Genomic DNA, 23000 nt, shown 5'->3' on the forward strand with positions numbered 1-23000 from the left:
TATGCAAGGGGTGAAATTTAATGGTACATCCTGTCCAAGTTGGGAAAAGAACTAGAATGAGTTTTTCTAAGCTCAAAGAAGTTGGTGAAATGCCTAACTTAATTGAGGTTCAATTGGATTCCTATGAATGGTTTTTAAAAGAAGGCCTTCAAGAAGTTTTCGATGATATTAACCCTATCCAGGATTACACAGGTAACCTTAATTTAGAGTTTGTAGGTTACAAATTAGATATGGATAATATCAAATATTCAGTTGAAGAATGTAAAGAAAGAGATGCTACTTATGCGGCTCCATTAAAAGTTAATGTGCGTTTGATAAACAAAGAAACTGGAGAAGTTAAGCAGCAGGAAGTATTTATGGGAGATTTCCCTCTCATGACTGATCAAGGAACATTTATCATTAATGGTGCGGAGAGAGTAATAGTTAGTCAGCTTGTTAGATCACCTGGGGTATACTATGATGTAGCTCTAGACAAAACAGGTAAGCAACTATTTTCTTCAACGGTAATACCTAATAGAGGAGCTTGGCTTGAATATGAGACAGATTCTAATGATATTATATATGTTAGAATTGACAAAACTAGAAAATTGCCTATTTCAATTCTTGTAAGAGCTCTAGATTATGAAACAGATACCGAAATTATTAATTATTTCGGTGAAGACGAAAGATTAAAAGCTACCATAGAAAAAGACAATACAAAAAGCAAAGAAGAAGCTTTGCTTGAAATATATAAAAGATTAAGACCAGGCGAACCTCCAACTGTGGATAGCGCTATGGCTCTTATAGAATCTTTATTTTTTGATGCAAAAAGATATGACTTATCTAGAGTAGGTAGATATAAATTTAATAAAAAATTATCCCTATCTATAAGAATCGCAAATCAAATCTCAGCTGAAGATATAGTAAACCCACAAACTGGTGAAATATTAGTACAAAAAGATGAAAAAATAGACAGGGAAAAAGCTTTAGAAATACAGAATTGCGGTGTTAATTCTGTAGATATAAAAGTTGACGAAAGAATTATAAGAGTTATTGGAAATAACTTTGTTGATATACATAGTTTTGTAGACTTTGACATAGAAGATTTGAATATCAAAGAGTTAGTTCATTATCCAACATTAAAAGAAATATTGGATAATTATACAGACAAAGATGCGATTAAAGAACAAATCAAGAAGAATATTCATAATTTAATTCCTAAGCATATAATTAGAGATGATATATATGCAACAGTAAGTTATGAATTAGGATTGCCTTATGATGTAGGATATACAGATGACATTGATCATTTGGGAAATAGAAGATTAAGATCCGTAGGAGAGTTGTTGCAAAACCAATTTAGAATTGGTCTTTCAAGAATGGAAAGAGTTGTAAAAGAAAGAATGACTATTCAAGATCAAAACTCTATCACTCCACAAGCCTTAATTAATATTAGACCAGTTGCAGCATCTATCAAAGAATTCTTTGGTAGTTCACAGCTTTCACAGTTCATGGATCAAACCAACCCATTATCTGAATTAACTCATAAAAGAAGATTATCAGCCCTAGGACCAGGAGGACTTTCAAGAGAGAGAGCTGGCTTTGAAGTAAGAGACGTTCACCACTCTCATTATGGAAGAATGTGTCCTATAGAAACTCCTGAAGGACCTAATATAGGATTGATAAACTCACTAGCTACTTATGCAAGAGTTAACGAATATGGGTTTATAGAAGCACCTTATAGAAAAATAGATAAAAAAGAAGGCAGAGTAACAAAAGAAATAATTTATATGACTGCTGATGAAGAAGATAGATATTTAGTTGCACAGGCAAATGAGCCGTTAGATGATGATGGTTATTTTATAGATGATAAAATAACAGTTAGAGATAAAGAGGATATTCTTGTAGTTCCAAAGCAAGAGGTTGACTACATGGATGTTTCGCCAAGACAAATTGTATCTGTTGCAACAGCAATGATACCTTTTCTTGAAAATGACGATGCCAGCCGTGCACTTATGGGATCTAACATGCAGCGTCAGGCGGTTCCGTTATTAAAGCCTGAGGCTCCAATAGTAGGTACTGGCATAGAATACAAGGCTGCCGTAGATTCTGGAGTTCTTCCTAAATCGAAAAATGCGGGTACAGTAGTTTATGTAAGTGCAAATGAAGTAAGAGTTAGAAGAGATTCAGATGGCGGTATTGATACATGCAGATTGCTTAAATTTAAAAGGTCAAACCAAGGTACATGTATAAACCAAAGACCAATTGTAAGCAAGGGAGACAGAGTTGAAAAAGGAACAGTATTAGCAGATGGACCTTCAACAGATTTAGGAGAAATAGCATTAGGTAAAAATATAAGAATCGGTTTTATAACTTGGGAAGGTTATAACTACGAAGATGCTATGCTTATCTCTGAAGAATTGGTGAAGAATGATGTGTTTACATCTATTCATATTGAGGAATATGAAGCAGAGGCTAGAGATACGAAATTAGGACCTGAAGAAATCACTAGAGATATTCCAAATGTAGGAGAAGACGCTCTAAGAGACATAGATGAAAGAGGAATAATAAGAATAGGTGCAGAAGTAAGATCAGGAGATATATTAGTTGGAAAAGTAACTCCAAAGGGAGAGACTGAGCTTACAGCAGAAGAAAGATTATTAAGAGCTATATTCGGTGAGAAGGCTAGAGAAGTAAGAGATACCTCTCTTAGAGTTCCACACGGTGAAGCTGGAATAATAGTTGACGTTAAAGTATTTACTAGAGAAAACGGAGATGAATTACCTCCAGGGGTAAATAAATTAGTAAGATGTTATATTGCCCAGAAGAGAAAAATATCCGTTGGAGATAAGATGGCTGGAAGACATGGTAATAAGGGTGTTATCTCGAGAGTGTTACCAGAAGAAGATATGCCATTTTTACCAGATGGAAGACCTCTTCAAATATGTTTAAATCCACTAGGGGTTCCATCACGTATGAATATCGGTCAGGTATTAGAAGTACATTTAGGCTTAGCTGCTTCTAAGTTAGGCTGGCATATTGCTACGCCAGTATTTGATGGAGCAACCGAACCTGAAATAGATGAATGCTTAAGAGAAGCAGGATATAAAGAAGATGGTAAGGCTGAGTTATATGATGGAAGAACTGGAGAAGCTTTTGACAACAGAGTAACAGTAGGATACATGTATATATTAAAACTTGCTCACTTAGTTGATGACAAAATACATGCTAGATCTACAGGACCATACTCATTAGTTACGCAACAACCACTTGGAGGAAAAGCACAGTTTGGTGGCCAGAGATTTGGAGAGATGGAAGTTTGGGCGTTAGAAGCTTATGGTGCAGCTCATACTTTACAGGAAATATTAACAGTTAAGTCTGATGACGTTGTTGGTAGAGTTAAGACATATGAAGCTATAGTAAAAGGTGAAAATATACCAGAGCCAGGGGTTCCGGAATCCTTTAAGGTTCTAATTAAGGAACTACAAGCTTTATGTCTTGATGTTAAAGTGTTAAATGATGACAAGGAAGAAATAAAATTAAAAGAATCTGTTGAGGACGAATTAGAAGAATTAGATGTTAATATGGAAGGAACAGAAGAGTACGTACCACCTACACCATCAGATGAGTATGTAGAAGAAGAAGACAAAGGTGAGAATATAGAGGAAGATATGGATATAGATTATGAAGATCTACCATTAAATGACTTTGAAAATGATCTAGAATTAGATGATTTTAATGATGAACACTAATTTGAAGGGAGGATTACCCTTGTTTGAATTAAATAATTTTGATGCTTTACAGATAGGTTTAGCTTCACCGGAACAAATTAGAGAATGGTCAAGAGGAGAAGTGAAAAAACCTGAAACTATTAACTATAGAACTTTAAAGCCTGAAAGAGATGGATTGTTTTGTGAAAGAATATTTGGTCCAACAAAAGACTGGGAGTGTCATTGCGGTAAATATAAAAGGGTCAGATATAAAGGCATAGTTTGTGATAGATGTGGTGTTGAAGTAACCAAATCAAAAGTTAGACGTGAGAGAATGGGGCATATTGAATTAGCTGCCCCAGTATCCCATATTTGGTATTTTAAAGGTATTCCATCAAGAATGGGATTGATACTAGATATGTCACCAAGATCTTTAGAAAAAGTTCTATATTTCGCTTCTTATATAGTTCTTTCACCGAAAGAAACTAGATTAGATAAAAAACAATTATTAAGCGAAAAAGAATATAGAGAAGCAATTGATAAATATGGCGAAGGTAGCTTTGAAGCGGGAATGGGAGCTGAAGCTATTAAGAGATTGCTTGAAGAAATTGACTTAGAACGTTTGTCTAAGGAGCTTAAAGAAGGTTTGAAAACAAGCACTGGTCAAAAGAAAGTAAGAATCATAAGAAGACTAGAAGTAGCTGAATCATTTAGAAAATCAGGTAATAGACCTGACTGGATGATTATTGATGTTATACCAGTAATTCCACCAGATTTAAGACCTATGGTTCAGTTAGATGGAGGAAGATTTGCCACTTCCGATTTGAATGATTTATATAGAAGAGTTATAAATAGAAATAACAGACTTAAGAAACTTCTAGATTTAGGAGCGCCAGATATCATTGTAAGAAATGAAAAAAGAATGTTACAGGAAGCTGTAGACGCTCTTATAGACAACGGAAGAAGAGGAAGACCTGTTACAGGACCAGGAAATAGACCATTAAAGTCCTTGTCAGATATGTTAAAAGGTAAGCAAGGAAGATTTAGACAAAACTTACTTGGAAAACGTGTTGACTACTCAGGACGTTCAGTTATAGTTGTAGGACCTGAATTAAAAATGTATCAATGCGGTCTTCCTAAAGAGATGGCTCTTGAATTATTCAAACCATTTGTTATGAAAAAATTAGTAGAAGGTGGATTGGCACATAATATAAAAAGTGCAAAAAGAATGGTTGAAAGAGTTCAACCTCAAGTTTGGGACGTATTAGAAGAAGTAATATCTGATCATCCTGTACTTTTAAACCGTGCTCCTACCCTACACAGACTAGGAATTCAAGCCTTCCAACCTGTATTAGTTGAAGGTAGAGCTATAAAGCTTCATCCATTATCATGTACTGCATATAACGCAGACTTTGATGGTGACCAGATGGCGGTACACGTACCACTATCCGTTGAAGCTCAAGCTGAAGCTAGATTTTTAATGTTAGCAGCTCACAACATTTTAAAACCTTCAGATGGTAAACCAGTTGTAGTTCCTACCCAGGATATGGTTTTGGGATCCTATTACTTAACCTTAGGTAAGGAATCAAATCCAGGGGAAAGAATTCCTGTATTTTCATCATCTGATGAAGCAGTAATGGCATATCAAGTTGGTGCAGTTGCAATACATTCAAATATAAAAGTAAAGATTGTAAAAGAAAAAGATGGGGAAACTGTATACGGAATAATTGATACTACCCCAGGGAAGTTAATATTTAATGAATCAATACCTCAGGATTTAGGCTTTGTAGATAGAAGTAAGCCTGAAAATGAATTTAAATTAGAAGTAGATTTCTTAGTTAACAAGTCAGCTTTAGGTAAGATAATTAATAAGTGTTATATGAAACACGGTCCGACTAAGACGTCTATTATGTTGGATAATATAAAAGCTAAGGGATATCACTATTCCACTATAGGAGCTATAACAGTTGCTACTGAGGATATGGTAGTTCCGGAAGATAAAAAGAGATTATTAGCAGAAGCTGACGATGCAGTAAACAAGATTGAAAAGATGTATAGAAGAGGATTTATATCTGAAGATGAAAGATATGAAAGAGTTATAGAAAAATGGACTAAAACAACAGATGAAATCGCAGACGCTCTTATGACTAGCTTAGATAACTATAACCCAATATTTATGATGGCAGACTCTGGAGCCAGAGGTTCTAAGAGTCAGATTAAGCAGCTGGCAGGTATGAGAGGACTTATGGCAAATCCTTCTGGTAAAATTATAGAGTTGCCAATAAGATCATCCTTTAGAGAAGGTCTTGACGTTTTAGAGTACTTTATATCAACTCACGGAGCTAGAAAAGGTAATGCTGATACAGCGTTAAAGACTGCTGACTCTGGTTACTTAACAAGAAGACTAGTTGATGTTAGCCAAGATGTTATAGTTAGGGAAGAAGATTGTGGAACTAAAGATGGCTATGAAGTTTCTGTAATTAAAGAAGGAAATGAAGTTATTGAAACATTAGCTGAAAGATTACATGGAAGATATTCTGGAGAAGATATATTAAATCCTTCTACAGGAGAAGTTATTATAGAGAAAGATAAATATATTGATTCTAAGACAGCAGATGCTATAGAAGAAGCTGGCGTAACAAAAGTTAAGATAAGATCCGTGTTTACATGTAAATCTAAGCATGGGGTTTGTTCTAAATGCTATGGAATGAATATGGCTAGTGCTGAAAAAATTAATATAGGAGAATCTGTTGGTATAATAGCAGCACAGAGTATAGGAGAACCTGGTACTCAGCTTACAATGAGAACTTTCCATACAGGGGGAGTTGCAGGTGCCGACATAACTCAAGGTCTTCCAAGAGTTGAGGAATTATTTGAAGCGAGAAAACCAAAGGGGTTAGCTATAGTTTCAGAAAATGCAGGAACAGTAAGAATTGAAGAAACTAAGAAAAAGAGAACTGTAGTTGTAATTAACGAATCAGGTGAAGAATCAAGTTATGATATTCCATTTGGTTCAAGACTTAAGGTATCTAATGGAGAAATGATAAATGCTGGAGATGAAATAACAGAAGGATCAGTTAATCCGCATGATATCATAAGAATAAAGGGAGTAAAAGGTGTTAAAAATTATCTTTTATCAGAAGTTCAAAAAGTTTATAGATTACAGGGTGTTGATATAAATGATAAGCATCTTGAAGTAGTTATAAGACAAATGACAAGAAAAGTTAAGATAGAAGAATCTGGAGATACTGATTTACTACCAGGAACTATGATTGATATTTTTGATTTTAATGAGGAAAATGAAAAGGTAGAAGCGGTAGGTGGAGAGTTAGCTAGAGGAAGAATAGCATTGCTAGGAATAACAAAAGCTTCCTTAGCTACAGAGTCTTTCTTATCCGCAGCATCCTTCCAAGAAACAACAAGAGTATTAACAGATGCAGCAATAAAAGGAAAAATTGATCCTTTATTAGGACTAAAAGAAAATGTAATCATAGGTAAACTGATTCCGGCAGGAACAGGTATGACTAGATATAGATCAATAAGAATCAACACAGAAAAAGATGAAGAGATGGAAAATATTGAATCTTTAAATGCAGAATTAGATAAAGAAATAGAAGTTTAATTTATTGACAGGATAACATTAAGATGATAAAATACTTCTGTGTGTTTGTAGAAGGAGACAGAGCCTTTGGCTTTGTCTCTGTATAATATTTGTAGGGGGGAACAGAAGTGCTCGACAGACTTGAAGGAAAAAAGGTTGTGGGATTGAAGCAATCTTTAAAAGCTATAAAGAATGGCAGTGGTAAAACTGTTTACGTAGCAAAAGATGCAGATATAAAGATATATGACCAAATAAAAAGTGCTGCCGAAGAAAATTCCCTTGAAATTATACTTGTAGATACTATGAAGGAACTAGGAAGACTTTGTGGTATTGATGTGGGAGCAGCGACAGCTGTTATCATAGATGAATAAGCTTATAAGAAATTTTTAAATAGATTTTTTATATTATACTGAGGAGGTGTAAATATGCCAACAATTAGCCAATTAGTTAGAAAAGGCAGAAAGACAATTAAGGAGCAATCCGCAGCACCAGCATTAAGACAGTGTCCTCAAAAAAGAGGAGTATGTACAGTAGTAAAAACTAGTACGCCAAAGAAGCCAAACTCTGCGTTAAGAAAAGTTGCCAGAGTAAGACTTACAAATGGTTACGAAGTATATGCGTACATTCCAGGTATAGGACACAACTTACAAGAACACAGTGTTGTTCTAATAAGAGGTGGAAGAGTTAAAGACCTTCCAGGTGTTAGATATCACATCGTTAGAGGTGCGTTAGACTCTGCTGGAGTAGCTAACAGAATGCAAAGCAGATCAAAGTACGGTGCTAAGAGACCAAAGAAAAAATAATTAGCTAATAATTTAATTTAAGGTTTGAAAATGGTGCTGTGTCTTCGGCATTTATATATATTCATTAGTATAATATTTTGCAGAAGTACAAAGCGCTTTACGGTTGAAAGACCGAGTACCGATGAACTTAAATTTCAATTATGTTAAGGAGGGAAGAAAAGTGCCAAGAAAAGGACATATAGGTAAAAGAGATGTATTACCAGATCCAGTGTACAATAGTAAAGTTGTAACTAAATTTATAAACAATTTAATGGTTGATGGTAAAAAAGGTGTAGCTCAAAAAGTTTGCTACAGCGCGTTTGATATAATAGCAGAAAAAACTGGCAAAGATGCAATGGAAGTATTCGAAGAAGCTATGAACAATGTAATGCCATTACTTGAAGTAAAAGCAAGAAGAATTGGTGGTGCTACATATCAGGTGCCAATCGAAGTAAGACCAGAGAGAAGACAGACTCTTGGTATTAGATGGATGCTAGACGCTGCAAGAAAAAGAGGCGAAAAATACATGAGAGAAAGACTTGCAGGTGAACTCATGGATGCAGCCAATAATACAGGAACAGCTGTTAAGAAAAGAGAAGATACTCATAAGATGGCTGAAGCAAACAAAGCTTTTGCACATTACAGATATTAATATTAAAACTGTTTTGGTGTGTACCAAAACAGTTTTCTCAAATTTTATAATTAAACTATTCGTAGTTTGAGAGGAGGAAACATTAGTGGCAAGACAATATCCGTTAGAGAAGTTTCGTAATATAGGAATAATGGCACATATAGACGCAGGTAAAACTACTACAACAGAACGTATTCTATTCTATACAGGTAAAACTCATAAATTAGGAGAAGTTCATGAAGGTGCTGCTACTATGGACTGGATGGTTCAGGAACAAGAAAGAGGTATAACAATTACTTCAGCAGCAACAACATGTATGTGGAAAGATCACGTAATAAACGTTATCGACACACCAGGACACGTAGACTTCACAGTTGAAGTTGAAAGATCACTAAGAGTATTAGATGGTGCTGTAACAGTATTAACAGCAAAAGGTGGGGTTGAACCTCAGACTGAAACAGTTTGGAGACAGGCAGATAAATACGGAGTTCCAAGAATGGCTTATGTAAATAAGATGGATATAGTAGGAGCTGACTTCTTCAGAGTTGTTAATATGATGAGAGAAAGATTAAAGACCAATGCAGTTCCAATTCAACTTCCTATAGGTAAAGAAGATTACTTCAAAGGATACGTTGATTTAATAAAAAATGAAGCAGTAATTTATGTAGATGATCTTGGAACATCAACAAAAGCAACAGATATTCCAGAAGATATGGTAGATCAAGTTGAAGAATATAGAGCTGCTATGATAGAAGCTATAGTTGAATTAGATGAAGATTTAATGATGAAATATTTAGAGGGTGAAGAAATTACAGTTGATGAACTAGAAGCTGCATTAAGAAAAGGTGTTATAGCTAACAAAATAGTTCCAGTAATTTGTGGTTCCTCATATAAAAACAAAGGTGTTCAGGCAATGATTGATTCTATAATAAAATACATGCCATCACCAATAGATATTCCTCCAGTAAAAGGTACTGATCCAGATAATGGAGAGGATTTAGAAAGAAAATCATCAGATGAAGAAGCTATGTCAACATTAGCATTCAAAATTGCTACTGACCCATTCATAGGAAAACTTGCTTTCGTAAGAGTATACTCAGGAGTTATTAAGAGTGGTACTTATGTTTATAACTCTACAAAAGGTAAGAAAGAAAGAGTTGGTAGAATAGTAAGAATGCATGCTAATCACAGAGAAGAAATTGAAGAATTATGTGCAGGAGACTTAGGTGCAGTTGTTGGATTAAAAGATACTACAACTGGAGACACTTTATGTGACGAAAAGGATCCAATAATTCTTGAAAACATGGAATTCCCAGAACCAGTTATCCATGTTGCTATAGAGCCAAAATCAAAAGCTGGTCAGGAAAAGATGGGAGTTGCATTAGCAAAACTTGCTGAAGAAGATCCAACATTTAAGACATATACAGATCAGGAAACTGGTCAAACAATTATAGCGGGTATGGGAGAGCTTCACCTTGAGATAATTGTAGATAGACTTATAAGAGAATTTAAGGTTGAATGTAACGTAGGTCAACCACAGGTTGCTTATAAAGAAACAGTTAAAAAGGCTGTTAAAGCAGAAGGTAAGTATGTTAGACAGTCTGGTGGACGTGGACAGTACGGACACTGCTGGATCGAAATTATGCCACACGAAGGAGAATATGTATTTGAAAATGCTATTGTTGGAGGGGTTGTTCCAAGAGAATATATCCCAGCAATCGACAATGGTATTCAAGAAGCTTCTAATAGCGGTGTAGTTGCGGGATACCCAGTTATCAACTTTAAGATTAGATTATTTGATGGATCATACCATGACGTTGACTCATCAGAAATGTCATTTAAGATTGCGGGTTCCATGGCGTTTAAAAATGCTATGTCTAAAGCAGACCCAGTATTACTTGAACCTATGATGAAGGTTGAAGTAACTGTACCAGAAGAGTACATGGGAGACGTAATGGGTGATGTTAACTCAAGAAGAGGTAGAATTGAAGGAATGGAAGCGCAAGCAGGAGCACAAGTTATAAGAGCATTTGTACCGCTTTCAGAAATGTTTGGTTATGCAACTGTATTAAGATCCAATACTCAAGGTAGAGGAACTTACTCAATGCAGTTCGACCACTATGAAGAAGTGCCAAAGAGCATTCAAGAAAAAGTAATTGGAAATAAATAAATTAAAATAATAAACTTAAAATAAAGGAGGAACAAAAAATGGCAAAATTAAAATTTGAAAGAAATAAACCACACGTAAATATAGGAACAATAGGACACGTAGACCACGGTAAGACAACATTAACAGCAGCAATCACAACAGTATTAGCAAGCAAGGGATTCGCAGATGCATTCGACTATGACCAAATAGATAAGGCACCAGAAGAAAAAGAAAGAGGAATCACAATCAGCACATCCCACGTAGAATACGAAACAGAAAACAGACACTATGCACACGTTGACTGCCCAGGACACGCAGACTATGTAAAGAACATGATCACAGGAGCAGCACAAATGGATGGAGCGATCTTAGTTGTAAGTGCAGCAGACGGTCCAATGCCACAAACAAGAGAACATATACTACTAGCATCAAGAGTTGGAGTTGAATATATAGTAGTATTCTTAAACAAAGCAGATATGGTAGACGATGCAGAATTAATCGAATTAGTTGAAATGGAAGTAAGAGAACTATTAAGTGAATATGGTTTCCCAGGAGATGACGCACCAGTTGTTGTAGGATCAGCATTAAAAGCATTAGAAAACCCAACAGATGATGCAGCAACAGAACCTATAATGAACTTAATGACAGCAATAGACAGCTATATCCCAACACCAGAAAGAGCAACTGACAAACCATTCTTAATGCCAGTAGAAGACGTATTTACAATCACAGGAAGAGGAACAGTTGCAACTGGAAGAGTTGAAAGAGGAGTTCTAAAAGTAGGAGACGAAGTAGAAATCGTTGGATTAAGTGAAGAAAAGAAGAAGATAGTAGTAACAGGAATAGAAATGTTCAGAAAGTTACTAGACCAAGCAATGGCTGGAGATAATATCGGAGCTCTATTAAGAGGAGTACAAAGAGATGACATCCAAAGAGGTCAAGTATTAGCAGCAGCAAACACAGTAAAACCACACAAAAAATTCGTAGGTCAAGTATACGTATTAAAGAAAGAAGAAGGTGGAAGACACACTCCATTCTTTAACGGATATAGACCACAGTTCTACTTCAGAACAACAGACGTAACTGGATCAATCAAATTACCAGAAGGAGTAGAAATGGTAATGCCAGGAGACCACATTGACATGGACGTAGAATTAATCACTCAGATAGCAATGGATGAAGGATTAAGATTCGCGATCAGAGAAGGTGGAAGAACAGTAGGTTCAGGAGTTGTTACTACTATAGTTGAATAATTTAATTATAGTTTTAACAGTGTTAATAATAAAAAAGAAGAGTGAAATCACTCTTCTTTTTTATAAAATAACATATCATAATGTATTATATTTATGAATTATAGTGAAATAAATCAACATAAAAGTAAAGAAAAAAAACACTTGTCAAATTTAAAGAAATATTGTATACTATAGAAGTTGTAATGTAATAACAGCGATGAGGCAAGAGGTTGCCGGGCTTCCGGGTAATTCTTAGCTGAGTTAGTGATGGTCTTGAACCAGGCGACGGTTATTCTGTGGGGTGTTATTATGAGAAAGAATATGCAACACCCGGAACAGTTTACAGAATACATCCGCTGTTGTACGTATGAAGTAAAGCGTGCAAGAAAAAGGAGGGAAATTAAAATGGCAAAACAAAAAATAAGAATAAGATTAAAAGCATTTGATCATACAATCCTTGATCAATCCGCTGAAAGAATCGTAGAAACTGCTAAAGCATCAGGAGCAAAGGTAGCGGGACCAGTTCCACTACCAACAGAAAAAGATGTTGTTACAGTATTAAGAGCTCCTCATAAATATAAAGATTCAAGAGAGCAGTTCGAAATTAGAACACATAAAAGACTAATTGATATAATTAGTCCATCACCAAAAACTGTTGATTCATTAATGAGATTAGATTTACCAGCAGGAGTGGACATTGAAATAAAATTATAATTATAATGTAATAGATTGCCTATTACAGACTATTATGACCGCAATTCTGTGGTCCGCTAATTAGTTGAGGAGGTGTAATATAATGAAAAAAGCAATAATAGGTAAAAAACTTGGTATGACTCAAATATTCGATGAGAATAATAGAGTAGTTCCAGTGACAGTAGTAGAGGCAGGTCCATGTGTAGTGGTTCAGAAGAAAACAACTGAAAAAGATGGTTATGAAGCAATACAGGTTGGATTTGGAGAAATAAGAGAAAAATTAGTTAATAAACCATTAAAAGGACATTTCGCAAAAGCAGGTGTTCAATTCAAAAGAGTTCTTAAGGAATTTAAGCTTGAAAATTCAAATGAATACGAAGTAGGTCAGGAAATAAAAGCTGACGCTTTCCAAGCTGGAGAAAAAATTGACGTATCAGGAGTTTCAAAAGGTAAGGGATTCCAAGGTACAATAAAAAGATGGAATGCACACAGAGGACCAATGTCCCACGGTTCCAAGTTCCACAGAGCAGTTGGTTCAATGGGGGGATCTTCAGATCCATCAAGAACATTTAAGAACAAAAGAATGCCAGGACATATGGGAAATGTAAATACAACAGTATTAAACTTAGAAGTTGTAAAAATCATTCCTGAAAAGAATTTAATTTTAATAAAAGGCGGAGTACCAGGACCAAACAAAGGATTCGTGGTAATCAGAAATACAGTAAAAGCTTAATTTGCTGAAGAAAGGAGGATACAGGATGCCTACAGTAGGATTATTTAATAAAGAAGGAAAAAAAGTTGGAGATGTTCAACTTGCAGATAGCGTATTTGGTGTTGAAGTTAATCAATATGCTTTACATCAAGTAGTTGTGGCTCAATTAGCTAACAAGAGACAAGGAACACAATCAAGTAAAACAAGAGCTGAAGTTTCTGGTGGTGGAATCAAGCCATGGAGACAGAAAGGAACTGGTAGAGCAAGACAGGGTTCAACAAGATCACCTCAATGGATACATGGTGGTGTTGTATTTGCACCAAAGCCAAGAGAATACAGAGTTTCAGTTCCAAAATCAATGAGAAGAGTTGCTATGAAATCAGCTCTTACTTCAAAAGTTCAAGAAAATCAAATGATAGTATTAGAGAATCTTGAATTAGAAGCTCCAAAAACTAAAGAAATAGTTAAAATGTTAGGAGCACTTAATGCTAACAAGACATTAATTGTTACAGCAGAATCAAATGAAAATGTATATAAATCAGCAAGAAATATTGAAGGAGTAGAAGTACTTCCTGTTAATAACTTGAATGTTTATGACATATTAAAATATGAAAATTTCATTATAACAAAGGATGCTGTATCAAAAATTGAGGAGGTGTATGCATAATGAAGCTAACTAGTTATGATATTATAAGAAGACCCGTTATAACAGAAAAAAGTATGGCTTTCATGGGAGACAAAAAATACACCTTTATAGTTGATAAGCATGCAAATAAATGCCAAATAAAAAGAGCTATAGAAGAAGTATTTGGTGTAGAGGTTGAAGAAGTTAAAACAGCTAACTATTTAGGAAAAGAAAAAAGAGTTGGTGTTCACATAGGAAGAAGACCAAATTATAAAAAGGCAGTTGTTAAATTAACTGAAAAGAGTAAAGGAATTGAATTCTTCGAAGGAATGTAATAATTGCTTTTGATTAAAGCGGGTTATTGGCTATAAGCCAGATAAGCTAAGTTGGGAGGTAAAAAAATGGCTGTAAAAGGATTTAGACCTACCACTCCAGCTAGAAGACAGATGACAGTATGTACTTTCAATGAAATTACAACTGATAGTCCAGAAAAATCACTTCTAGTTTCATTAAATAAGAGTGGTGGTAGAAATAATCACGGAAAAATTACAGTACGTCATAGAGGTGGCGGAGCTAAGAGAAAATATAGAATAATTGATTTTAAGAGAGATAAGGATGGTATTCCAGCAAAAGTATCTACAATCGAATATGATCCAAACAGAACAGCATTTATAGCTTTAGTTACATATGCTGATGGAGAAAAGAGATATATAATCGCTCCAGATGGATTAAAAGTTGGAGATACAATTGTATCAGGACCGGAATCAGATATTAAAGTTGGAAACTGCTTACCATTAAAGAATATGCCTGTTGGTACATTTGTACACAACGTTGAGCTATCAAGAGGAAAAGGAGCTCAGTTAGTAAGATCAGCAGGAAGTTCAGCTCAGTTAATGGCTAAGGAAGGAAATTATGCAACATTAAGACTTCCAAGCGGTGAAATGAGATATGTAAGAATTGAATGTAAAGCTACTATAGGAACAGTTTCAAACTTAACACATGAAATAATGAATATAGGTAAAGCTGGAAGAAAAAGACATATGGGATTCAGACCTACAGTTAGAGGTTCTGTAATGAACCCAGTTGATCACCCACACGGTGGTGGAGAAGGTAGAACGCCAATAGGACGTCCAGGTCCACTTACTCCATGGGGTAAACCAGCTCTTGGATTGAAGACAAGAAAAACTAAAAAATACTCAGATAGATTAATTGTTAAGAGAAGAGGCAAATAATTTGAAGAGAATATTAATATTCTCTTCAAAAGTTATTAATAAGGTTACGAAGGGAGGCCAATCAAGTGAGTAGATCCGTAAAGAAAGGACCTTTTGTTCATGAAGGACTTTTAAAGAAAATAAATGAAATGAATAAAAATGGTGAGAAAAAAGTTATAAAGACATGGTCAAGAAGTTCAACAATATTCCCACAAATGATAGGTCACACAATAGCAGTTCATGATGGAAGAAAACATGTTCCAGTATATGTTACTGAAGATATGGTTGGACATAAGTTTGGAGAGTTTGTTTTAACAAGAACATACAGAGGTCACGTAGATAAGACAGAAAAGTCATCTAAGGTAAGATAGTACAGGAAGGAGGTAAAAATCAATGCAGGCTAAAGCAATAGCTAAGTATGTGAGAATGTCCTCAACAAAGATAGGAATAGTTCTTGATTTAGTAAGAGGTAAAAATGTAAATGAGGCTTTTGCAATATTACAGTATACTCCAAAGGATGCTGCTGTAGTAGTAAATAAAGTTTTAAAATCAGCAGTAGCAAATGCTGAAAATAATTTAAATTTAGATATAAACAACTTATATGTTTCTGAAGCATATGTAGGCGAAGGTTCAATATTAAAGAGATATAGACCACACGCTCAAGGTAGAGCATTTAGAATAATGAAAAGAACTAGCCATATAACTCTAGTTGTTAAGGAAAGAGCTTAATAAAAGAAGGAGGGAAATAGATTGGGACAAAAAGTACATCCACACGGGTTAAGAGTTGGAGTTATTAAAGATTGGGATGCTAAATGGTATGCTGATAAGAGAAATTTTGCTGACTATTTAGTTGAAGATAATTTAATAAGAGAATACATTAAGAATAAGTCTTACTCAGCTGGAATTTCAAAAATTGAAATCGAAAGAGCAGCTAAAAGAGTAAAGTTAAATATATATACTGCTAAACCAGGAATGGTAATTGGTAAAGGCGGATCAGGAATTGAAGTATTAAAATCAGGAGTTAAAAAGTTAATTAAAGAAGATAAAAATATATTAATTAACATTATAGAAGTTAAATCAGCAGAAACTGATGCACAGTTAATGGCTGAAAGCATAGCTCAACAGTTAGAAAAGAGAATTTCTTTTAGAAGAGCTATGAAACAAACAATTCAAAGAGCAATGAAAGCTGGAGTTAAAGGAGTTAAAACTGCTTGTTCAGGAAGACTTGGTGGAGCAGATATTGCTAGAACAGAACAGTATCACGAAGGAACAATTCCTCTACAGACATTAAGAGCTGATATAGATTATGGATTTGCAGAAGCAGATACCACATACGGAAAAATAGGTGTAAAAGTATGGGTATATAGAGGTGAAGTTCTTCCAGCTAAGAAAGAAATAAAGGAAGTTAATGCATAAGGAAGGAGGAATATGACATGTTAATGCCTAAAAGAGTTAAACATCGTAAGGTACAGCGTGGCAGAATGAAAGGTAAAGCTACAAGAGGTAACTTTATTGCTTATGGAGATTTCGCATTACAAGCTACAGAATGTGGATGGATTACAAGCAATCAAATAGAGTCTGCCAGAATAGCTATCAATAGATACATTAAAAGAGGTGGAAAGCTTTGGATAAAGATTTTCCCAGATAAGCCTGTAACTGAAAAACCAGCTGAAACACGTATGGGTTCCGGTAAAGGATCACCAGAATACTGGGTAGCTGTAGTTAAGCCAGGCAGAATTTTATTCGAATTAACAGGTGTTGATGAAAAGGTTGCTAGAGAGGCAATGAGACTTGCTGCACATAAGCTTCCAGTTAGCACTAAGTTTGTTATGAGATCAGATTTTGAAGAAATGGGTGGTGAAATCAATGAAGGCTAAAGAATTAAAAGATTTAAGAAGCAACAGTCCTCAAGACCTACAAGTTAAGCTTAATGATCTTAAGGGCGAATTATTTAACCTTAGATTTCAGTTGGCTACTGGTCAATTAGAAAACCCAATGAGAATAAGGGAAGTAAAAAAATCTATAGCCCAGATTAAGACCATCCTTAGAGAAGAAGAACTAAGGAACTTTGAGCAGTAATTGTGAAAGGAGGCTTGTCCTGTGGAAAGAGCAAATAGAAAGACAAGAGTTGGTAGAGTTGTTTCAGATAAAATGGATAAAACTGTTGTTGTAGCAGTTGAAACGAAAGTGCGTCATCCATTATATGGTAAAACTATAAATAAGACTACTAAATTCAAAGCTCATGATGAAAATAATGAAGCTAAATTTAATGATAAAGTTTTAATTATGGAAACAAGACCATTATCTAAGGATAAGAGATGGAGAATAGTAGAAATAATTGAAAAAGCTAAATAGTGTAAAAAGCTGAAAGGAGGTATTTGAATGATTCAGCAGCAGTCTTTATTAAGAGTTGCAGATAACTCTGGTGCTAAGGAAATAATGTGTATAAGAGTACTAGGTGGTTCAAATAGAAGATATGGCAACATCGGAGATATAATCGTTGCTAGCGTCAAAAGTGCAACACCAGGCGGGGTTGTTAAAAAAGGTGAGGTCGTAAAAGCAGTTATCGTAAGATCAAGAAAAGGTGCTAGAAGAGTAGATGGTTCCTATATAAAATTTGATGAAAATGCAGCTGTTATTATAAAAGATGACAAACAGCCAAAAGGAACACGTATCTTCGGACCTGTTGCTAGGGAGCTAAGAGATAAAGAATTTACTAAAATACTATCATTAGCACCTGAAGTTCTATAGGATAGGGAGGTGGCTTAAATGACAAATAAAGTACATGTAAGAAAAAAAGACACAGTTATGGTTATATCCGGTAAGGATAAGGGAAAAATAGGTGAAGTTTTAAGCGTATTCCCTAAGAATGGTAAAGTGTTAGTAAAAGATGTTAACGTGGTTACAAAACACCAGAAGCCAAATAGAGAAAATATGCAAGGTGGGATTATTCACAAGGAAGCACCTATATTTAGTTCAAAAGTTATGTTATACTGCACAAAATGTAAATCAGTAACTAGAATAAGTCATAAGTTATTAGATGATGGCACAAAAGTAAGAGTTTGTAAAAAGTGCGGAGAAACATTCTAATCTTGAAAGGAGGTTCACTTAATGATTCCAAGATTACAGGAAAAGTATGAAAAAGAAGTTGTTCCAGCTTTAATGGAAAAGTTCGGATATAAAAATATAATGGAAGTTCCAAAGCTTGAAAAAATAGTTATCAACATGGGTGTTGGAGAAGCTAAGGAAAATCCAAAAACACTAGAAGCAGCAGTAAGTGATTTATCAATAATTACAGGTCAAAAGCCTATATTAACAAGAGCAAAGAAATCAATAGCTAACTTTAAATTAAGAGAAAATATGGCTATTGGATGTAAAGTTACATTAAGAAAAGTAAAAATGTATGAGTTCGCAGATAGATTAATGAATGTTGCATTGCCAAGAGTTAGAGACTTTAGAGGAATTTCTGACAAGTCTTTTGATGGTAGAGGAAACTACTCATTAGGAATTAAAGAGCAACTTATATTCCCTGAAATTGAATACGATAAGATAGATAAGTTAAGAGGTATGGATATAGTATTTGTTACAACTGCAAAGACTGACGAGGAAGCTAGAGAGCTATTAAGATTCCTTGGAATGCCATTTGCACAATAATAAGGAGGGAAGATTGTGGCACGTAAGGCTTTAATTGAAAAGTGGAAAAAAGAACCTAAATATAAAACTAGAGCTTATACTAGATGTAGAATATGTGGAAGACCACATTCTGTATTAAAGAAATTTGGTGTATGCCGTATTTGTTTTAGAGAACTTGCATACAAAGGTCAGATACCTGGTTGTAAGAAAGCAAGTTGGTAATTGTTATACGAAAGGAGGCACATTAATATGGGAATGACTGACCCAATCGCAGATCTACTAACACGTATCAGAAATGCTAATGTTGTTAGACACGAAGTGGTTGAGATACCTTCTTCAAATATAAAGAAGGCTATTGCTAATATAATGTTAAATGAAGGATATATAAAAGAAGTTGAGGAATATAATGACGGATCAGTTCCAATGCTTAAAATAACTATGAAATATGGTTATAACAAAGAAAGAGTTATCACTGGTTTAAAGAGAATATCAAAGCCAGGTTTAAGAGTATATTGTAGAAAAGAAGAAGTTCCTAAGGTTTTAAACGGATTAGGAGTTGCTGTTATATCAACATCTAAAGGAATAATAACAGATAAAGAAGCGACAAAGTTAGCAGTTGGTGGAGAAGTACTTTGCTACATCTGGTAATTAATGAACAGGAGGTGTAATTATGTCAAGAATAGGAAGACTTCCAATAGCTATATCAAATGGTGTAACTGTGACTGTGACTCCGGAAAATGTTGTTACAGTTAAAGGACCAAAAGGTCAGCTTACAAAAGCTATGCATCCAGCTATAAATATAGCTGTTGAGGACAATTCTATAATTGTAACTAGAAGTAATGATGAAAAGCAAAACAGAGCTCTTCATGGATTAACAAGATCTTTAATAAATAACATGGTTGTAGGAGTAACTGAAGGATACAAGAAAACTTTAGAATTAGTTGGAGTTGGTTACAGAGCTCAGTTACAAGGAAAGAAATTAGTATTAAATCTTGGATTCTCACATCCAGTTGAAATAAATGCAGTTGAAGGAGTAGATTTCCAATTAGAAGGAGCTAATAAGATAATAGTTTCCGGTATCGATAAAGAATTAGTTGGAGACGTTGCTGCAGATATAAGAACGTGGAGAAAACCAGAGCCTTACAAGGGAAAAGGTATCAAGTATGATAACGAAGTTGTAAGACGTAAGGAAGGTAAAACTGGTAAGAAGTAAAATAAGAAAGGAGTGAGTCTCTATGTTTAATAAAGAAAATAGAAACGAATCTAGAGTTAGACGTCATTTAAGAGTTCGTAAGAAAGTATCCGGAACTCAAGAAATGCCAAGACTTTCAGTATATAGAAGTGAAAAAAATATTTACGCTCAAATAATAGATGACACTAAAGGAATAACTTTAGTTGCAGCTTCTAGCTTAGATAAAGAATTCGATGGTGCAGGAAGCAACAAAGAAGGAGCTAAGTTAGTTGGAGAAACTATTGCTAAAAAGGCAATGGAAAAGGGAATTAACAAAGTTGTTTTTGATAGAGGCGGATATATTTATCACGGAAGAGTAAAGGAACTTGCTGAAGGTGCAAGAGAAGCTGGCTTGCAGTTCTAAAAAGAGGGAGGGAAATAAATGAGAATAGATCCTGGCACTTTAGAGTTAAAGGAAAAGGTAGTTTATATAAATAGAGTTGCTAAGGTTGTTAAAGGTGGTAGAAACTTCAGATTCAGCGCACTTGTTGTTGTTGGCGATGAAAATGGCCACGTAGGAGTTGGAATTGGTAAGTCTATAGAAATACCAGAAGCAATCAGAAAAGGAATAGAAGATGCAAGAAAGAACTTAGTTGAAGTTCCAATCGTTGGTACAACAGTACCACACCAAATTCAAGGTGAATTTGGAACAGGTAAAGTTCTTATAATGCCTGCAGATGAAGGTACAGGAGTTATAGCTGGAGGTCCAGTTAGAGCGGTTCTTGAATTAGCAGGATTAAAAGACGTAAGAGCTAAATCATTAGGTTCTAACAATGCAAGAAACATGGTGAATGCTACAATTAACGGTTTATCAAGATTAAGAACAGTTGAGCAAATAGCTAAACTTAGAGGAAAAACCGTTGAAGAGATTTTAGGTTAGGAGGGATTGCCTTGGCTAAACTTAAAATAACTTTAAAAAAGAGTTTAATAGGTAGAAAAAAAGACCAAATTGCTACAGTTAACGCTCTTGGATTAAAGAAGATAGGTAAGTTTGTTGAACATAATGATACTCCTCAAATCAGAGGTATGATTAATAAAGTATGTTATCTTTTAGAAGTAGAAGAATTACAGTAAAAGAGGAGGTGCGAGTATGAAACTTCATGAATTAAAACCAGCAGAAGGAGCTAGAAAGTCTCCTAAAAGACTAGGTAGAGGAACAGGTTCAGGACTAGGTAAGACTTCAGGTAAAGGTGAAAAAGGTCAAAACGCTAGATCTGGCGGTGGAGTAAGACCAGGCTTTGAAGGCGGACAAATGCCATTATATAGAAGAGTTCCTAAAAGAGGATTCACTAATATATTTGCAAAAAGATATGAAGCTATAAATGTAAATAGATTAAATATATTTGAAAACGGAACAGTTGTAACTCCAGAATTATTAATAGAAAAAGGCGTAATAAGCAAAATTTATGATGGAGTTAAGATATTAGGAAACGGCGAACTAGAAAAAAACTTAACAGTTAAAGCTACAAAGTTTTCTAAAGCAGCAGCTGAAAAGATAGAAGCAGCTGGAGGAAAAGTTGAGGTGATATAGGATGATATCAACCCTACGTAATGCTTGGAAGGTTCCTGACTTAAAGAAAAGAATATTATTTACATTCTTTATGCTTATTCTTTATAGAATGGGAAATTTCATTTTAGTTCCAGGAATCAACCAAGAACAGCTTAAAAATCTTTCTCAAAGTGGAGGCTTATTTAGCCTTTACGATTTATTGTCCGGTGGTGCTTTTAGCAGTTTTAGTATATTTGCTATGGGGGTAGTCCCTTATATTAACTCATCGATAATATTTCAGCTTCTCACCATAGCAATTCCATCTTTAGAACAATTGTCTAAAGAAGGAGAAGAAGGAAGAAAGAAAATACAAGAATATACTAGATATGGTGCTATAGTTTTTGGGGTAATCCAAGGACTTAGTACATATGCTATTATATCTAGAGCTGGAGCTTTACAAGACGGCTCAAAATTCAATATGTTTTTGATTATACTTACACTATTAGCTGCATCAACATTTTTGATGTGGTTTGGTGATAAGATAACAGAAAAAGGTATAGGAAACGGAGTTTCGCTTATAATATTTGTAAATATTATATCTAGATTTCCGACTACTATATATCAAGTTGCAGCTCTTCAGAAAGCTGAAGAAGTTAACTTTGTTCAGGTAATTATGCTAGCTGCAATAATGGCTGGACTATTTTTAACAACTGTAATTGTGAGTTTAGCAGAAAGAAGAATTCCAGTTCAATATGCTGGTAAGACTATAAATGGAAGAGTATATAGAGGACAATCAACACATATTCCAATAAATATTGCTTCATCAGCAGTTATAGCTATAATATTTGCTATGTCTGTTATGGCGTTTCCAGCTACGTTAGGGCAATTTTGGCCTGAGTCAAAATTATTTATGTTCATAACGACTAACAAATATAGTCCTTTTACACAAGGAAGCTGGTTATACGCTATATTATTTTCTGTACTAATAATATTCTTCACATGGTTTTATACTGAAGTTACTATGAAGCCAGAGGAGATGGCAGAAAATATGAATAAGTCCTCAGGATTTATTCCAGGTATTAGGCCAGGTGAACCAACAGCAAATTTCATTCAAAAAGTATTAAACAGAACATCATTTATGGGTGGTATATTTGCAGCAATGATTGCGGTAATTCCAATTATTGTAGCTGCTAAAACTCCTTTTAGTGGTATTCATTTTGGTGGTACTAGTGTAATGATTATGGTTAGCACAGGCTTAGAAGCTGTAAGACAAATAGAATCTCAATTAGTTATGAGACACTATCAAGGCTTCTTGAAATAAA

The 23000-nt window shown here is 34.7% G+C and carries 29 protein-coding genes; all 29 read left to right on the forward strand.

Annotation, left to right across the window (positions count from 1 at the left end; genetic code table 11):
• Positions 1 to 20 precede the first annotated feature (20 nt).
• The 29 genes from rpoB (at position 21) to secY (ending at position 22999) form a co-directional block, all read left to right on the forward strand.
• Positions 21 to 3731, forward strand: coding sequence for a DNA-directed RNA polymerase subunit beta (gene rpoB, locus KQI86_RS11840; RefSeq protein WP_216439598.1), 3711 nt, complete (start codon positions 21 to 23; stop codon positions 3729 to 3731).
• A gap of 19 nt (positions 3732 to 3750) precedes the next feature.
• Positions 3751 to 7311: a DNA-directed RNA polymerase subunit beta' gene (rpoC, locus tag KQI86_RS11845; RefSeq protein WP_216439599.1), complete on the forward strand. Its 3561-nt coding sequence runs from the start codon at positions 3751 to 3753 to the stop codon at positions 7309 to 7311.
• A 107-nt stretch (positions 7312 to 7418) separates the two neighbouring features.
• Positions 7419 to 7661 (forward strand): ribosomal L7Ae/L30e/S12e/Gadd45 family protein, encoded by a 243-nt coding sequence (locus tag KQI86_RS11850; RefSeq protein WP_216439600.1) that lies wholly within the window; start codon positions 7419 to 7421, stop codon positions 7659 to 7661.
• A 54-nt stretch (positions 7662 to 7715) separates the two neighbouring features.
• Complete coding sequence (gene rpsL, locus KQI86_RS11855; RefSeq protein WP_216439601.1) at positions 7716 to 8093, forward strand: 30S ribosomal protein S12; 378 nt, start codon at positions 7716 to 7718, stop codon at positions 8091 to 8093.
• Positions 8094 to 8253: 160 nt separating this feature from the next.
• The gene (rpsG, locus tag KQI86_RS11860) at positions 8254 to 8724 is read left to right on the forward strand and encodes a 30S ribosomal protein S7 (protein WP_216439602.1); all 471 of its coding nucleotides are present in this window, start codon (positions 8254 to 8256) and stop codon (positions 8722 to 8724) included.
• Positions 8725 to 8809: 85 nt separating this feature from the next.
• Complete coding sequence (gene fusA / locus KQI86_RS11865) at positions 8810 to 10873, forward strand: elongation factor G (protein ID WP_216439603.1); 2064 nt, start codon at positions 8810 to 8812, stop codon at positions 10871 to 10873.
• Positions 10874 to 10911: 38 nt separating this feature from the next.
• Complete coding sequence (gene tuf / locus KQI86_RS11870; RefSeq protein ID WP_216439604.1) at positions 10912 to 12105, forward strand: elongation factor Tu; 1194 nt, start codon at positions 10912 to 10914, stop codon at positions 12103 to 12105.
• 384 nt (positions 12106 to 12489) lie between these two features.
• Positions 12490 to 12798: a 30S ribosomal protein S10 gene (gene rpsJ / locus KQI86_RS11875; RefSeq protein WP_216439605.1), complete on the forward strand. Its 309-nt coding sequence runs from the start codon at positions 12490 to 12492 to the stop codon at positions 12796 to 12798.
• 82 nt (positions 12799 to 12880) lie between these two features.
• Positions 12881 to 13510: a 50S ribosomal protein L3 gene (rplC, locus tag KQI86_RS11880; protein ID WP_216439606.1), complete on the forward strand. Its 630-nt coding sequence runs from the start codon at positions 12881 to 12883 to the stop codon at positions 13508 to 13510.
• Between the two features lie 25 nt (positions 13511 to 13535).
• The gene (gene rplD, locus KQI86_RS11885; RefSeq protein ID WP_216439607.1) at positions 13536 to 14156 is read left to right on the forward strand and encodes a 50S ribosomal protein L4; all 621 of its coding nucleotides are present in this window, start codon (positions 13536 to 13538) and stop codon (positions 14154 to 14156) included.
• Complete coding sequence (rplW, locus tag KQI86_RS11890; RefSeq protein ID WP_216439608.1) at positions 14156 to 14449, forward strand: 50S ribosomal protein L23; 294 nt, start codon at positions 14156 to 14158, stop codon at positions 14447 to 14449. Before rplD ends, rplW begins: the two co-directional genes overlap by 1 nt.
• 66 nt (positions 14450 to 14515) lie before the next feature.
• On the forward strand, positions 14516 to 15346 hold the full coding sequence (gene rplB / locus KQI86_RS11895) for a 50S ribosomal protein L2 (protein ID WP_216439609.1): 831 nt from the start codon (positions 14516 to 14518) through the stop codon (positions 15344 to 15346).
• Between the two features lie 65 nt (positions 15347 to 15411).
• A complete protein-coding gene (gene rpsS, locus KQI86_RS11900; protein ID WP_216439610.1) occupies positions 15412 to 15696 on the forward strand; it encodes a 30S ribosomal protein S19 in 285 nt (94 codons plus the stop codon).
• A gap of 22 nt (positions 15697 to 15718) precedes the next feature.
• The gene (gene rplV, locus KQI86_RS11905; RefSeq protein ID WP_216439611.1) at positions 15719 to 16054 is read left to right on the forward strand and encodes a 50S ribosomal protein L22; all 336 of its coding nucleotides are present in this window, start codon (positions 15719 to 15721) and stop codon (positions 16052 to 16054) included.
• A gap of 21 nt (positions 16055 to 16075) precedes the next feature.
• On the forward strand, positions 16076 to 16741 hold the full coding sequence (rpsC, locus tag KQI86_RS11910; protein ID WP_216439612.1) for a 30S ribosomal protein S3: 666 nt from the start codon (positions 16076 to 16078) through the stop codon (positions 16739 to 16741).
• A 17-nt stretch (positions 16742 to 16758) separates the two neighbouring features.
• Complete coding sequence (gene rplP, locus KQI86_RS11915) at positions 16759 to 17202, forward strand: 50S ribosomal protein L16 (RefSeq protein ID WP_216439613.1); 444 nt, start codon at positions 16759 to 16761, stop codon at positions 17200 to 17202.
• Positions 17192 to 17404 carry a 50S ribosomal protein L29 gene (rpmC, locus tag KQI86_RS11920; protein ID WP_216439614.1) on the forward strand — a complete coding sequence of 71 codons (213 nt, stop codon included), beginning with the start codon at positions 17192 to 17194 and terminating at the stop codon, positions 17402 to 17404. The genes rplP and rpmC overlap by 11 nt, the downstream gene beginning before the upstream one ends.
• 21 nt (positions 17405 to 17425) lie before the next feature.
• The gene (gene rpsQ, locus KQI86_RS11925; protein ID WP_216439615.1) at positions 17426 to 17680 is read left to right on the forward strand and encodes a 30S ribosomal protein S17; all 255 of its coding nucleotides are present in this window, start codon (positions 17426 to 17428) and stop codon (positions 17678 to 17680) included.
• 27 nt (positions 17681 to 17707) lie between these two features.
• Positions 17708 to 18076, forward strand: coding sequence for a 50S ribosomal protein L14 (gene rplN, locus KQI86_RS11930; protein ID WP_216439616.1), 369 nt, complete (start codon positions 17708 to 17710; stop codon positions 18074 to 18076).
• An 18-nt stretch (positions 18077 to 18094) separates the two neighbouring features.
• A complete protein-coding gene (gene rplX, locus KQI86_RS11935; protein ID WP_216439617.1) occupies positions 18095 to 18415 on the forward strand; it encodes a 50S ribosomal protein L24 in 321 nt (106 codons plus the stop codon).
• Positions 18416 to 18436: 21 nt separating this feature from the next.
• Entirely contained in the window at positions 18437 to 18979 is a 543-nt protein-coding gene (gene rplE, locus KQI86_RS11940) for a 50S ribosomal protein L5 (protein WP_216439618.1), read from the forward strand.
• Positions 18980 to 18994: 15 nt separating this feature from the next.
• Positions 18995 to 19180, forward strand: coding sequence for a type Z 30S ribosomal protein S14 (locus KQI86_RS11945; protein WP_216439619.1), 186 nt, complete (start codon positions 18995 to 18997; stop codon positions 19178 to 19180).
• Positions 19181 to 19207: 27 nt separating this feature from the next.
• On the forward strand, positions 19208 to 19606 hold the full coding sequence (gene rpsH / locus KQI86_RS11950; RefSeq protein ID WP_216439620.1) for a 30S ribosomal protein S8: 399 nt from the start codon (positions 19208 to 19210) through the stop codon (positions 19604 to 19606).
• A gap of 22 nt (positions 19607 to 19628) precedes the next feature.
• Positions 19629 to 20171, forward strand: coding sequence for a 50S ribosomal protein L6 (gene rplF, locus KQI86_RS11955; protein ID WP_216439621.1), 543 nt, complete (start codon positions 19629 to 19631; stop codon positions 20169 to 20171).
• Positions 20172 to 20193: 22 nt separating this feature from the next.
• A complete protein-coding gene (gene rplR / locus KQI86_RS11960) occupies positions 20194 to 20553 on the forward strand; it encodes a 50S ribosomal protein L18 (RefSeq protein WP_216439622.1) in 360 nt (119 codons plus the stop codon).
• A gap of 18 nt (positions 20554 to 20571) precedes the next feature.
• Entirely contained in the window at positions 20572 to 21069 is a 498-nt protein-coding gene (gene rpsE / locus KQI86_RS11965; protein ID WP_216439623.1) for a 30S ribosomal protein S5, read from the forward strand.
• Positions 21070 to 21080: 11 nt separating this feature from the next.
• On the forward strand, positions 21081 to 21263 hold the full coding sequence (gene rpmD, locus KQI86_RS11970; RefSeq protein WP_216439624.1) for a 50S ribosomal protein L30: 183 nt from the start codon (positions 21081 to 21083) through the stop codon (positions 21261 to 21263).
• 16 nt (positions 21264 to 21279) lie between these two features.
• The gene (rplO, locus tag KQI86_RS11975) at positions 21280 to 21720 is read left to right on the forward strand and encodes a 50S ribosomal protein L15 (RefSeq protein WP_216439625.1); all 441 of its coding nucleotides are present in this window, start codon (positions 21280 to 21282) and stop codon (positions 21718 to 21720) included.
• 1 nt (position 21721) lies between these two features.
• Positions 21722 to 22999, forward strand: a complete 1278-nt coding sequence (gene secY / locus KQI86_RS11980) for a preprotein translocase subunit SecY (protein ID WP_216439626.1) — start codon at positions 21722 to 21724, stop codon at positions 22997 to 22999.
• Position 23000 lies beyond the last annotated feature (1 nt).

The sequence above is a fragment of the Clostridium mobile genome (genome assembly GCF_018918285.1).
Lineage (GTDB): Bacteria > Bacillota > Clostridia > Clostridiales > Clostridiaceae > Clostridium_AW > Clostridium_AW mobile.